This window comes from Mesorhizobium sp. RCAM 06353, assembly GCF_059683585.1.
Map to the genome: position 1 here is coordinate 4,020,699 of NZ_CM185031.1, position 13,016 is coordinate 4,033,714.

Genomic DNA, 13,016 nt, shown 5'->3' on the forward strand with positions numbered 1-13,016 from the left:
ATGACCCACCGCATTCTGATCCTCGGCGGCACCACGGAAGCCCGGCAACTGGCCGGAAGATTGGCCGCGCGTACCGATTGCTCGGTCACTCTGTCGCTGGCCGGCCGCACTGAAAACCCGATCGCCCAGAACGTGCCGACAAGGGTCGGCGGCTTTGGTGGTGCTGGCGGGCTGGCGGCCTATCTCAATGACATGCGGATCGATCTGCTGATCGATGCCACGCATCCCTATGCTGCGCGAATCTCCGCCAATGCCGCGCAAGCGGCACGCATGGCCGGCGCGCCGATCTTCGCCCTGCGGCGTCCCGGCTGGGAGCTTGTCGAGGGGGATCGTTGGACTCAGGTTGATGCGGTCGGCGAGGCCGTGCAAGCGCTTGGACCGGCACCGCGCCGGGTTTTCCTGGCGTTGGGACGGCAAGAGGTCGCCGCGTTCGAGGCGGCGCCCCAACACCATTATCTCATCCGCAGCGTTGATCCGGTCGAACCGAAGCTGGCCGTTCCCGACGCTGACTATCTGCTGGCGCGCGGCCCGTTTCGCGAGACGGACGAACGCGTCTTGCTTGGAAACCATCGCATTGATGTCGTCGTGTCTAAGAACAGCGGCGGCGCGGCGACCTACGGCAAGATCGCCGCCGCAAGGGCGCTTGGCATCGAGGTGGTCATGGTGCGCCGGCCAACGCTGCCGGACGTGCCTTCGGCTGAAACCGTAGAAGCGCTGGCCGCGATGGTCGATCATTTTGTCGAGCCCGCTGCCGAGCGCGGCGTGTAGACCAGCGCCGGTCTGTCGCCGCGCTTGATGATCCGGGTTTCCGGCGAGCCAATGATGATGCAGGTCGCCATGTCGGCCTTTTGCGCGTCGACGTCTGCCAGCAGGAACACCTCGATGCGCTCATCGGGACGGCCGGCGGCGCGGCCGAAAATGACCGGCGTGGTGCCGGGCAGGATCGCGGTCAGGCATTCGAAGGCGCGGCCAAGCTGCCAGGGGCGGGCCTTGCTGATCGGATTGTAGAGCGCGATGACGAAGCCGGCGCCGGCCGCAGCCAGCAGGCGCAGTTCGATCAGATCCCACGGCTTCAGATTGTCGGACAGCGAGATGGCGCAGAAATCATGGCCGAGCGGCGCGCCGATGCGGGCGGCGACCGCGAGCATGGCGGTGACGCCGGGCACGACCGCGACATCGACCGCACGCCATTCGGCCGGACCGGCCTCGATCGCCTCGCAGACGGCGGCAGCCATGGCGAAGACGCCGGGATCGCCACCGGAGACGACGGCGACATCATGGCCTTCGGCCGCCTTGCTCAAGGCGTCCTTGGAGCGGGCGAGTTCTTCGCGGTTGTCGGAAGCGACGCGGGTCTGGTCCGGGCGCAGGTCCAGCCGGTCAAGATAGGGCTTGTAGCCATAGAAGAATTTGGCTTCCGCGACGGCGCGGCTGGCTTCCGGCGTGACCTGATCGGCATTGCCGGGCCCGAGGCCAATGACGGTGAGACGGCCGCCGCTCATGCCGGCGCTCCCAACGCGCCGGGCCTGCCAGACCAGCCGGCGACCAGCACAATGGCGAAGTAGGGCGCCTTGTCGTCCTGCTTGTCGGCAAGCTTCATCGAGACGCTGCCGGCCATGGTGCCGCGCTCGACATAGACCGCGCGCGTCAGCTTGCCGGTGGCCTCCAGCGCGCGCCTGATCTTGGGCAGGTTGCGGCCGACCTTCATGATGACGGCGGCATCGGTGTCGGCGAGGCGACGCGTCAGCTCGAACTCGCTCATCGTGCCGGGCAACACGGTCAGCACGTCATCGCCCTGGACGATCGGCACACCGGTCTGCGACCAGCAACCGGACATGGCGGTGACGCCGGGAATGACTTCCGTGGGGAAACGATGCGCGAGGCGCACATGCAGATGCATATAGGAGCCGTAGAACAGCGGGTCGCCTTCGGACAGCACCGCTACCATCCTGCCGGCTTCGAGATGGTCGGCGACCTTTTCGGCCGATTCCTCGTAGAAACCGGTGATCTGCGAGCGGTAGTCGTCGTGATCCTTGTCGATTTCGGTGGTCACGGGATAGAGCAGCGGCAGCTCGAGCATGTCCGGCCGGAAGCGCGTTTCGACGATAGCGCGCGCATTGCTGTTGTTGCCGCGCTTTGCGAAATAGGCGACGACATCGGCTTCGGCCAAGGCCCGCGCGGCCTTCAGCGTCAACAGTTCGGGGTCGCCGGGACCAGTGCCGACGCCGACAAGACGGCCTTTGGGAAGCGCGTTCACAGGCCTGGCCTCGCCAGCGAATTGAGCGCGGCGGCGGTCATCGCGCTACCGCCAAGCCGGCCGCGCACGATGGCGTAGGGCACGCCATAAGAATTCTCGGCCAGCGCATCCTTGGATTCGGCGGCACCAACGAAGCCGACCGGCATGCCGATGATGGCCGCCGGCTTTGGTGCGCCGTCACGCAGTTTTTCCAGGAGATAGAACAGTGCTGTCGGCGCGTTGCCGATGGCGACGACGGAACCCGTCATGCGCTCGCCCCACAGGTCGATCGCTGCGGCCGAGCGGGTGTTGCCGATCGCCTTGGCGATGTCGTGCGTCCGAGGATCGCGCAAGGTGCAGATCACCTCGTTGCCTGCCGGCAAGCGGGCGCGGGTGACGCCATGCGAGACCATCTCCGCGTCGCAGAAGATCGGTGCACCGGCCGCCAGAGCGGTGCGCGCTGCGGTGACGAAATCGGGGGAGAAAACAAAGTGGCTTGATGCTTCGACCTGGCCGCAGGCATGGATCATGCGGATGGCGACATCCGCTTCGGTTTCCGAGAAGCGCGAAAGGTCGGCCTCGGCGCGGATGATGGCGAAGGAGCGCTCGTAGATCGCCGTGCCGTCGTGGATATAGTCGTAGGCGGCCATGCTCATTTCCGTTTTTCAGTTTGGGCCTGTCGATAAGCCTCGGCGATCGCCGCCGGCCCAAGCCTTGTCAGGCAAGCGGCGGCGGTTTCGCCCTCAAATCGTGCGCTGCCGATCACTGTGGCGATGCGGCTGAAGCCGCGCGCGGCGTCATAGCCCGGCCTGTAGCCGGCAGGAAGGGCCTTTGCCGTCGCGTTCACGACAAGTCCGGCTCCATTTTCGCCGCCGACGATTGTGAGCGTCGCCGCTCCGGGGTGCGCGCAGCCCTTGGCACAGCCGGAAATGTGCATGGTGAAGTCGAGGAAGTCGGCGTTTTCAGCGGCGATCGTCTCGGCGATGGCACGGGTGGCGATGTGGCCGGAGGCACAGGCCGGCGTGCCGGGGCAAGCGGCGATGCGGGTGCGCGGGTCGGTGGGGGAGGTAACGAAGCCGAGAATGGCGGCGGTGGTTTGGAGGGGGAGGTCGGCTGCGGATGGTTGGCCGAGGAAAAGCAGGGCGCGGCCTGGGGCGAGGCGGATTTCAGTGGTGCCAAAGGTGAGGGCGCTTTTTGCAAGGCTGATGATCTTGTCTGCAGGCATGCTGCCGTAGGGCAGGCCGATGCCGAGGCTGAAAGTGTCGCCGGCTAAGGGGAAAAGGCCGATGGGTTTGTGCGAGGCGCCCCCCTCTGTCCTGCCGGACATCTCCCCCACAGGTGGGGAGATTGGCAGTTTCGGCGCCGGCTTTCCCTCGTCAGCCATGGAAACTGGCGAAGGCGGGCGTGCATGAGCAATCTCCACCCTCGTGGGGGAGATGTCCGGCAGGACAGAGGGGGGCGCCTCGCGCAAACCTGTCAAACATAGCCAACCCGCCAGAGACGCCAATTGCCTCTCGGACAAATCACGCGCATGGGCGTCGCGGCCCTTCTCGGCAACCATTCGGAGAGCAGCGACAGTGATATCGCGCGCTGCATCGTCCTCAACCGTCGCAAGCAGTTTCGGGCTTTGGCCGTCAACAGCGACAGATACAGTCCACAGAACGCCTTCGCCGCACTGCACCGCCGTCAGCCGCACATCGGCCGTCACGGCATCCAGCGTCAGCTGCCCGCCACCGTCGACAACCACCGAAACCTTCGGCCCCAGCCGTTGCGTCAGCCCAGCGTCCTCGACCGCCGCCCTGATCCGCTCAGCCAGCGGCCGCGGATCGGCGATCTCCTGCGGATCGATGCCCGCCAGCGGCCCGGTCTCGACCGGCACGCCAGTGCGGACCGCAATGCCCAGCGTATCGACTTCTGCCGCCAGCAACCGCGCGCTGTCCGCTGTCAGACCGCGTATCTGCAAACTACCCCGGGCTGTGACTTCCATGATGCCATTCCCGTGCCGCAGGGCGGATTCGGCCAGCTCGATCAACAGCTTCGGAGACAACCCTCCAGCAACCGGGTTGAGCCGCACCAACAGCCCGTCGCCCGTCAGCATCGGCGACGACAAAGCCGGGCAGGCACCGCGTCGCGAGAAGGCGTTCATGCCGCCACCCCAAGCGCCTCGGCCTCGGCAATCAGGGCCGCGAGATCGTCGTCGATCGAGTTGCGCAGGGGGTGCCAGAGGCCACGCCGGCGGGCCGACAGGAAGCGCTCGGCAATGACTTTCGCGGCGGCGGGATTCTCGCGCAGGATGAAAGCGCGGACCTCGGGATCGCCGACATAGGCGTCGTGCACGGCCTCGATCAGCGCCCCCGATATAGCGTGGGTGGTCTCGGCAAAGCCGACCAGTCGATCGACCGTCTCGGCGAATTCGGAGGCGCCGCGCGGGCCGTGCCGCATCTGGCCTGATATGAAGCGTGGATTGACGGCGCGGGCACGCACGACGCGTGATACAGCCTCGCTGATCGAGCGCGGCTTCGGCTTTTGTGGATCTGTCGTGTCCAGCACGATGACGTCGGCATTCCGGCCAAGTGCTGCAAGCGCGGCCGAGAAGCCGCCGATGAAGGCGACGTCGGCGGAGCCTTCGAGGATGTCGCGGCCGGGGTCGTCGCCGGTGTGGACGAGAAGATCGGCCTCGGCGATGCGGCCTTCAAACGCGCCGGGCGCCGAGACGCCTTCGCCACCTTCGCCGCCATAGGCATGCGAGGTGGCATCGAGATAGGCGCGGCCGATCTCTTCGCGCACGGCCCAGTCGCCACGGGACAAAAGATCCTCGATGCCGGCACCGTAAGTGCCTGGCGAGGTGCCAAAGATGCGCGGGCTGACCTTGCCGTCGGCGCGGGTTCGGGCCGCGAGCGGGTTTTCCGAATCCTCCTCGTCGCGCGCGGCAACGGCGTTGGCGGCGGCGTCGATCAGCGCGATCTGGGTCGGGAACATGTCGCGGAACAGGCCCGATATGCGCCAGGTGACGTCGACGCGTGGGCGACCGAGCGTGGCCGGCGGCAGCACTTCGATGCCGGTGATGCGACCGGTGGCGCCATCCCATTGCGGCCGGCAGCCCATCAGCGCCAGGCCCTGCGCGATCTCCTCGCCGCCGGTGCGCAGCGAAGCTGAGCCCCAGAGGTCGATGACCAGCGAGCGTGGCCAGTCGCCATGCGATTGCAGGTAGCCGCGCACGACTTCCTCCGCCGCCGCGCGGCCGAGATCATAGGCGGTCGGCGTCGGCATGGTGCGCGGATCGGACGTGAACAGATTGCGGCCGGTGGGCAGGACATCGGAGCGGCCCCGCGCGGGCGCGCCGGCTGGACCTGCCTTGATGTGACGGCCATCAAGTGCGGCAAGCAGCGCCGCCTTTTCGTCTGCCGCACTTTGCCGACGCATGGCGTCGGGTTCGTCCTCGGGGGCGCGGCCATAGATATGCAGCCCGTCCTTGATGGCGAAATCCTTGAGATCGCAGAGCCAAGCATCGATCCGACGCAACGCCTCGTCGGGGGCGTCGGTCCTGGCGACACCGGCTTCGGAAGCGAGGCCGGTCTTTTGCGCGGTGTCGACGATCAGCTTGGCCAAGCGGTCGCGGCGGCACCGGTCGAGGCCGTCGGCCTGGGCGTATTCGTCGACCAGGCGTTCGAGTTTGTGCTGGTTTTCGTCCAGACCGGCGCCGGTCAGCGGCGGCGGCAGATGGCCAAGGGTGACGGCAGCGATGCGCCGCTTAGCCTGTGCCGCCTCGCCGGGGTTGGAGACGATAAAGGGATAGATGACGGGTAAGGAACCGGTGACGATCTCGGGGAAGCAGTTTTGCGAGAGTGCAACGGTCTTGCCGGGCAGCCATTCCAGCGTGCCATGGGCGCCGACATGGATCAGGGCGTGGACGCCGAGCGATTTGCGTAGCCAGAGGCCGAAGGCGAGCAGTGCGTGGCGCGGCGGGAGCGTCGGGTCGTGGTAATCGGCGCGGCGGTCGGCGGAGCGGCCGCGGTCGGGGGCCAGCGCCACGGTGACGTTGCCGAAAGTGGCGGCGCGGAAGGGGAAGCTCGCGGAGGTTGGCGCGCGTACACCCCCCTCTGTCCTGCCGGACATCTCCCCCGCAGGGGGGAGATTATGCTCTCATCTCTGCTTTCGCCAATCTCCAACGTTGCAAAACTTGCCCTAGCGCCGAAGCTGCCGATCTCCCCCTTGCGGAGGAGATGTCCGGCAGGACAGAGGGGGGTGCCTCGCGCGAACCTGTCTCTTCTTCTGCTTTTCCCCACGCCGCCTCAACGGCAGTCATTGCCTGAACCGGCAACTCTATCGAGAACTCCAGATAATGTTCGAAGCCCAGCCCGTCGCCACTCCGCTCCAGCAAATCCAGTAGCGCACGCGGCGATTGCGGAATCCCCTCAACGGCATAGCCCTGTTCGCTCAGGTCATGCAGCATCGCCAGCACACTGGACGGCACATCGAGGCCGACGGCATAGCCGGTGCGCCCAGGCGCACTCGGGTAATCCGGGATCAGTATGGCGAGTTTGCGCTCGGCGCGGGGCGTTTCCTGCAGACGGATGAACGCCGCCACACGGTCCGCTACCTGCGCCACGCGATCCGGTTCCGGCCGGTTGGCGAAGGCGCGATGGCCGAGGGCCGGATCGACATCGCTCTCGCCCTTGAAAGAGATGGCACCGGCAAGGATGCGGCCGTCTAGCTCGGGCAGCACGACATGCATGGCAAGGTCGGCCGGCGCCAGGCCGCGCTGGTTGTTCTCCCAGACGTCGCGGCGGGTGGTGGCGACGATGACCTGGAAGACGGGGACGCCGGCACGGTCGAACAGGGTTTCGATGCCCGGTTCAGCGCCGGACGCGAAGGCGGTCGCGGTGATGATGGCGGCGGGTTTGAGCGTAGTGAGTGCGGTTTCGACGAAGGCCAGCGAGGTCGGGTCTTTCAGGCTGGAGACGAAGATGGGCATCGGCGTCACGCCGCGCTGCTCCAGCGCTTCAAAAAGCGCATCGATCGGTGCGACATCGGCGGCGAGCAGCATCGAACGGTAGAACAGGATCGGCACGACCTTTCCCTCCCCCTCGAGGGGAGGGTGGCCCGAAGGGCCGGGTGGGGTCGGTACGACTGGGCGCGAGGTTTCTTTGAGACGGCGCGCTGTGGAGAGGACCCCACCCCCGGCCTCCGGCCGGACCCTCCCCTCGAGGGGGAGGGGAACGACGCCGCGGTTCGGCTCGTAGTAGCCCGCTTTCGGCACGCTGACCGGCTCGGTGACAGCTGCTTCCCGTCCCGCCAATCCCGCCAGCCTCTGCACCAGCGCGCTCATATTGGCCGGTCCGCCCTCGCGGAAATAACCGAGCAGGCTATCCAACTCCTCGCGCGGCAGCGTCGAGGCTTCGATCAGCCGGAGATCCTCGTCGTGGCTTTCACCCGGAAGCAGCGCCAGTTTGATGCCGCGTTCGCGGGCCGTCGCGGCAAGCTGGTCGCAGCCATAGCGCCACCAGTCGTAGCCGCCGAGGATGCGCACCAGGATGATTTTGGCGTGGCGGGCGACGCTGTCGACCCAAAGGTCGACGGACATCGGATGGCGCAGGTCGCGCAGAGCGGCCAGCCGCATCGAGGGCAGGCGGCCGGCATCCGCCTTCCATGCGGCCGCCAGTCCGGCAAGGTCACTGTCGGTGAAGGACAGGGCCACGATATCCGCCGGCGTCTGCCGCAGATCGACCGGCTCGGCGAGATCGTCGAGCGAGGCGGAGGTCGTGGTGAGGATGTGCATCGCGGCCCGTGTCTGAGATCAGCCGGCGAGTATACGCTCGATCGCCGGGCGGTTCAGCCCCTTGAGGCCGATGACGACGAGGCGCGAGCGGCGGTCGTCGGCGGCGGTCCAGGCGCGGTCATAGTAATGATTGACGCGCGGGCCGACGGCTTGCAGCAAAAGCCGCATCGGCTTGCCGCCGACCTCGACGAAGCCTTTGACGCGCAGCACGTTTTCCTGCTCGGCGGCGGTGGCGACGCGTTTTGCCAGCTCGTCCGGATTGGCGATCGAGGCAATGTCGACGATGAAGGTGTCGAAATCGTCATGCTCGTGGTCGAACGCACCGTCATGATGGGACTTGCGGTTCTCGATGTCGTCCTCGACGGCGAGACCGAGCCCGAGCAACACCGAGGGATCGACCTTGCCATGCGACGTCGGCACGATCTTCACGGCGCGGGCGGAGTGTTCGCCGATGATGGCGTTGGCGCGGGCCGAACCTGCGGCGTCCATCAAATCGCTCTTCGACAGGATGATCAGATCGGCGCAGGCGATCTGGTCCTCGAATACCTCCTCGACCGGATCGTCATGGTCGAGGCTGTCATCCCCGGCGCGCTGCGCCTGCAAGGCGTCCATGTCGTTGGCGACGCGGCCTTCGGCCAGCGCCGGGCCGTCGACCACGGCAATGACGCCATCGACGGTTACGCGGCTCTTCACGCTTGGCCACTGGAAAGCCTGGACCAGCGGCTTGGGCAGAGCGAGGCCCGAGGTTTCGATCAGGATGTGGTCGACCTTCGGCGTCAGCGACAGGATTTTGTCGAGCGCCGGCACGAAATCGTCGGCGACGGTGCAGCAGATGCAGCCATTGGCGAGTTCGACGATGTTTTCCTCCGGGCAGGTGTCGATGCCGCAGCCTTTCAGGATTTCGCCGTCGATGCCGATATCGCCGAACTCGTTGACGATGATCGCAATGCGCTTGCCGCCGGCATTTTCCAGGAGATGGCGGACCAGCGTCGTCTTGCCGGCGCCGAGGAAGCCGGTGACGACGGTGCAGGGGACGCGGGAGACGGAAGCGGTCATGGTCAATCCTTCAGCATGTCGAGAGGTGGAATGCGGGCAACGAGGCCGCGCTTGAGCGAATCGGGCCGGCCGCGCCATGGGATGAGGCCGTCGGTCGAGGTGGCGAAGAGCTTTGCGCCGGTGACGAGGTCGGCGCCGCTGGTCAGCGTCAAGTCGCCGAACACATAGCTCCAGCAGCCGTCGCGCAGGATGGCAGCACTAAGGCGATGCTTGCAATTGCCGAGGCATTCAACCGTGCGAACGCGGATAGTGTCGGCCGCTGCGGCTTGGCGCGTATCTTCAGCCAAAAGTTCGCCGGCGCGGGGATGGGCATCCGAGCCGGATTCATCGCGGCAGGAGGCGCAAACAATGACGGTGACGCCGGCCAAAGCATCACTGTTGGCGGACGGAATATCCGCTGTGCCAGCCGAAAAACTGCTGTTCTGGTCCAAAAACCGGGCTCCTTGCCCGGAAACCCGCCGGGCGATCGGATTCTTCTGTCGCAGACGGCAGGTCTCCTGGCTCGCGAGTCATCGCCCTCGGTAGCCGCCTTCCCGGGAACCTCCCAGTGGCTTTCGGCCTTGGCTCTTCGCTTACAGTTGCGGGGACAGCCGCGGATTTGAGATCGAAATCCCGCACCGCATTCCCTCTTAGCCCCTGCCGTTGCGGGCAAGGGACCGTCTGGACCGGATTTAGGCTTTTGCAGGCAGCGGTGTCAACGCATGGCTACGACATGGCGATGTCGGCAAGAGGCTGTCATCTTCCAGCTTCCGGCAGTGCCAGGATAACCTGCCGGATAGCTTGATAGCCATCGCCATAGTCCCAGTCATGATCGACAGCCAGATTCTGTCCTTCTTGCCAAACCACGTTGTCCAGAAGGACTTCGGCACTAATAAGCGTGCCGTTCAAGCCTGCCAGAAAGGTCCGTACAAAATGGCTTCCAGGGGGTACCGAAGCTGTGAACAGCTTTTCCAGCTTGGCATAGAATGCTGGATAGCTTGGGGTCAGCGAGCATAGCTCGGTAGTGGCCTGGGAAATGACCGGTCCGCCATAGATTTTCCAGCGGGCATTGTTGCGCCAGATCTTCCAACTGGCGCTGCTTCGCTGCCAAATCTCTACATCGGCCTGCATGTTGTCGCACACATGATCAGCCAGCCCCTCAATGGCCACGTGGAAAACACCACGGAGAAATTTTTCAAACGCCTGATTCAATTCTTGTTCGCGCGTGTCACCGAAGCCAGCAAAGGATTCGATGACCGGCTGAACATCAAGCAACGGAGAGAATATGTAGATTTCAAGAACCAGCCGGTCAGAGCCCGTCTCGAACACCTCAGCCTCAAACCGAAGTTGCCCCGACTGGAGCGTAACGTCCTGCTCTCTACGTACTGCATCCATTCCATGTGCAATCAGCGCACCATGGATCATGTCGAGCACTTTGTGCGATGCCATTGCAAAATCTACCGGGCTTCTTGGAGCGTCTATGACAGAGGCCGTGGAGGTTGACCATCTCTCTGACTGGCCAGCGCCGGCCCCAGCCCACCGGCCGGCGTCACTTCCATGCGTTCAAGGCCGAGCCAGCCCTGCATCTGCTTCAGTTCCTCGAACAGTTGCGCGGCGGTTTCAGGCGGCGCACCGGGCTCGGGGTAGGCCGCGTGCACGCGCAGGACGCTCGCCGGCCGGTCGGCTCTAAGGTCGACGCGTGCGACGATCCGGTCGCCGAGCAGGAAGGGCAGGACATAATAGCCGTACTGCCGCTTTTCGGCCGGTGTGTAGATCTCGATGCGGTAATGGAAATTGAAGAGGCGTTCAGAGCGCGAGCGTTCGAAGACGACCGGGTCGAAGGGCGCCAGCAAGGCGCGCGCCTCGATTTTTCGGGGCAGGCGGGCGTCCTTATAGAGGTAAGCCGGCTTGTCCCAGCCTTCGACACGCACCGGCACCAGCTCGCCGGCCTCGACCAATTCCTCCAGCCGGCCCTTCATGTCGGCCGGCGACAGGCGGAAATAGTCGCGCAAATCGCCTGATGTCGCGACGCCGTGGGCGCGGGCGGAGATGCGCAGCAATTCGCGGTGTGCGTCCACGGCTGATGGCACCGGCAGATCGAGGATCGCCTGCGGCAGCACGCGCTCCGGCAGATCATAGAAGCGCTCGAAGCCGCGACGGTGCGCCGTGGTGATGCGCCCGGCCCAGAACAGCCATTCGAAGGCGTGCTTGGCGTGGCTCCAGCCCCACCAGCCACCCGAACCTTTCTGGCCCTCGAGTGCTGAAGCAGCGATCGGGCCGCGCGCGACGACCTCGCGGTAGATCTCTTCTATATAGGCAGCGTGCTCGCGGCCCCATTTGGCCAGCCCCAGATACATTTCGTCGCCTTGCTCGGCGCGCTGCATGCGCCAGCGCATCAGCGGATAGGTCTCGACCGGCAGGAAGGAGGCCTCGTGCGCCCAGTATTCGAAGACAGTGCGCTTGCGCGTCACTGCGGCATTGTCGAGCAAGGCGAGCGGGTAGGGGCCAAGCCGCGAATAAAGCGGCATATAATGCGCGCGCACCACCGCGCTGACGGAATCGATCTGCAGCAGGCCGGTGCGGGAGAGCACGCGGGCGAGGTGGCGGCGGTCGGGTGTGCCATTTGGGCGCGGATCGAGAAACCCTTGAGCGGCGAGCGCAATGCGCCGTGCCATGGCAAGCGAGATCTTTTCCTTCATTCGGATGCGACTCTTATGGCTCGTGGACCGTCATTCAGGGTGATTCCGGCCCATGCTAGCAGGGTTTTGGCGGCAACCCTGTCAGGAGAGAAAAGTGGAGTAAAAAGTGAAGGAAATCAAACAAGAGCGGATCGGACCAGTTTCTTCGGATATGCCGTCCAGCACTGCGTTTTGAACAAGGTTTGACTTGCTTCGCTGGAAGTGCTGCGCTAACCCTCGCCGCGTTGCAGCATAGGCCCCTTAAAACGGTTCAGCGGTTAAACTGTCACGCTTCCGCATTAAGGTCCGGTGCTGTAATCAAAGTGGATTGGCGCCAACGGAAACCGCTGCATGAACGCACTCCTCAGTTCGTACCTGCCCATCGTCCTGTTCATCGGCGTGGCACTGGTCGTCGGCCTGGCGCTGCTGGCCGCACCGTTCCTGGTGGCCTACCGCAATCCCGATCCCGAAAAGCTTTCCGCCTACGAGTGCGGTTTCAACTCGTTCGACGATGCCCGCATGAAATTCGACATCCGCTTCTACCTGGTGTCGATCCTGTTCATCATCTTCGATCTGGAAGTGGCCTTCCTGTTCCCCTGGGCGGTCTCCTTCACGAAGATCGGCATGCTGGGTTTCTGGTCGATGATGGTGTTTTTGGCAGTGCTGACCATCGGCTTTGCCTATGAATGGAAAAAAGGAGCGCTGGAATGGGATTGAACGACAGTTCAGGCACCCTCGTCGCGCCGAAGCCCAAGGGCATCATCGATCCCAACACCGGCCGGCCGGTGGGGGAGGACGATCCCTTCTTCCTCGAAATCAACAATGAGCTTGCCGACAAGGGCTTTCTGGTCACCTCGACCGAGGCGCTGATCACCTGGGCACGCAGCGGCTCGCTGATGTTCATGACCTTTGGTCTGGCGTGCTGCGCGGTCGAGATGATCCACACCTCAATGCCGCGCTACGACTCGGAGCGGTTCGGCGTGGCGCCGCGCGCCTCTCCGCGCCAGTCCGACATCATGATCGTCGCCGGCACGCTGACCAATAAGATGGCGCCGGCACTGCGCAAGGTCTACGACCAGATGCCGGAGCCGCGCTACGTCATCTCGATGGGCTCGTGCGCCAATGGCGGCGGCTACTACCATTATTCCTATTCGGTGGTGCGCGGCTGCGACCGCATCGTGCCGGTCGACATCTATGTGCCCGGCTGCCCGCCGAGCGCCGAAGCCCTGCTCTACGGCATTCTTCTCCTGCAGAAGAAAATCCGCCGCACCGGCACGATCGAACGGTAAAT

At 64.9% G+C, this 13,016-nt stretch carries 11 protein-coding genes, 1 pseudogene and 1 riboswitch; of the genes and pseudogenes, 3 read left to right on the forward strand and 9 right to left on the reverse strand.

Annotation, left to right across the window (positions count from 1 at the left end; all coding sequences use genetic code 11):
* Positions 1–768: a cobalt-precorrin-6A reductase gene (locus tag AC56QX_RS19410; RefSeq protein ID WP_497110066.1), complete on the forward strand. Its 768-nt coding sequence runs from the start codon at positions 1–3 to the stop codon at positions 766–768.
* Here AC56QX_RS19410 and AC56QX_RS19415 read toward each other — a convergent pair.
* From AC56QX_RS19415 to AC56QX_RS19455, 9 genes and pseudogenes are all read right to left on the reverse strand, one after another.
* Positions 732–1,499 carry a precorrin-3B C(17)-methyltransferase gene (locus tag AC56QX_RS19415; protein ID WP_497110068.1) on the reverse strand — a complete coding sequence of 256 codons (768 nt, stop codon included), beginning with the start codon at positions 1,497–1,499 and terminating at the stop codon, positions 732–734. The two genes, AC56QX_RS19410 and AC56QX_RS19415, sit on opposite strands and share 37 nt — an antisense overlap.
* The gene (locus AC56QX_RS19420; protein ID WP_497110070.1) at positions 1,496–2,254 is read right to left on the reverse strand and encodes a precorrin-2 C(20)-methyltransferase; all 759 of its coding nucleotides are present in this window, start codon (positions 2,252–2,254) and stop codon (positions 1,496–1,498) included. The genes AC56QX_RS19415 and AC56QX_RS19420 overlap by 4 nt, the downstream gene beginning before the upstream one ends.
* Positions 2,251–2,883 (reverse strand): precorrin-8X methylmutase, encoded by a 633-nt coding sequence (locus tag AC56QX_RS19425; RefSeq protein ID WP_497110071.1) that lies wholly within the window; start codon positions 2,881–2,883, stop codon positions 2,251–2,253. The genes AC56QX_RS19420 and AC56QX_RS19425 overlap by 4 nt, the downstream gene beginning before the upstream one ends.
* A gap of 2 nt (positions 2,884–2,885) precedes the next feature.
* Entirely contained in the window at positions 2,886–4,379 is a 1,494-nt protein-coding gene (gene cobG / locus AC56QX_RS19430) for a precorrin-3B synthase (protein ID WP_497110072.1), read from the reverse strand.
* Positions 4,376–8,012, reverse strand: a pseudogene (cobN, locus tag AC56QX_RS19435) (cobaltochelatase subunit CobN). Before cobN ends, cobG begins: the two are co-directional and overlap by 4 nt.
* Before the next feature lie 18 nt (positions 8,013–8,030).
* Entirely contained in the window at positions 8,031–9,068 is a 1,038-nt protein-coding gene (cobW, locus tag AC56QX_RS19440) for a cobalamin biosynthesis protein CobW (protein ID WP_497110073.1), read from the reverse strand.
* A gap of 2 nt (positions 9,069–9,070) precedes the next feature.
* Positions 9,071–9,499, reverse strand: coding sequence for a DUF1636 family protein (locus AC56QX_RS19445; protein WP_497110075.1), 429 nt, complete (start codon positions 9,497–9,499; stop codon positions 9,071–9,073).
* 39 nt (positions 9,500–9,538) lie between these two features.
* Positions 9,539–9,744, reverse strand: a riboswitch (cobalamin riboswitch).
* A 59-nt stretch (positions 9,745–9,803) separates the two neighbouring features.
* On the reverse strand, positions 9,804–10,496 hold the full coding sequence (locus AC56QX_RS19450; protein WP_497110076.1) for a DUF6348 family protein: 693 nt from the start codon (positions 10,494–10,496) through the stop codon (positions 9,804–9,806).
* A 29-nt stretch (positions 10,497–10,525) separates the two neighbouring features.
* Positions 10,526–11,746, reverse strand: coding sequence for a winged helix-turn-helix domain-containing protein (locus tag AC56QX_RS19455; protein WP_497110077.1), 1,221 nt, complete (start codon positions 11,744–11,746; stop codon positions 10,526–10,528).
* Positions 11,747–12,076: 330 nt separating this feature from the next.
* Here AC56QX_RS19455 and AC56QX_RS19460 point away from each other — a divergent pair, with 330 nt between their 5' ends.
* Together AC56QX_RS19460 and AC56QX_RS19465 are read left to right on the forward strand one after the other, a co-directional pair.
* Positions 12,077–12,442, forward strand: coding sequence for an NADH-quinone oxidoreductase subunit A (locus AC56QX_RS19460; RefSeq protein WP_095204098.1), 366 nt, complete (start codon positions 12,077–12,079; stop codon positions 12,440–12,442).
* Positions 12,433–13,014 (forward strand): NuoB/complex I 20 kDa subunit family protein, encoded by a 582-nt coding sequence (locus tag AC56QX_RS19465; protein ID WP_013531090.1) that lies wholly within the window; start codon positions 12,433–12,435, stop codon positions 13,012–13,014. The genes AC56QX_RS19460 and AC56QX_RS19465 overlap by 10 nt, the downstream gene beginning before the upstream one ends.
* The last annotated feature ends 2 nt before the right edge of the window (positions 13,015–13,016 follow it).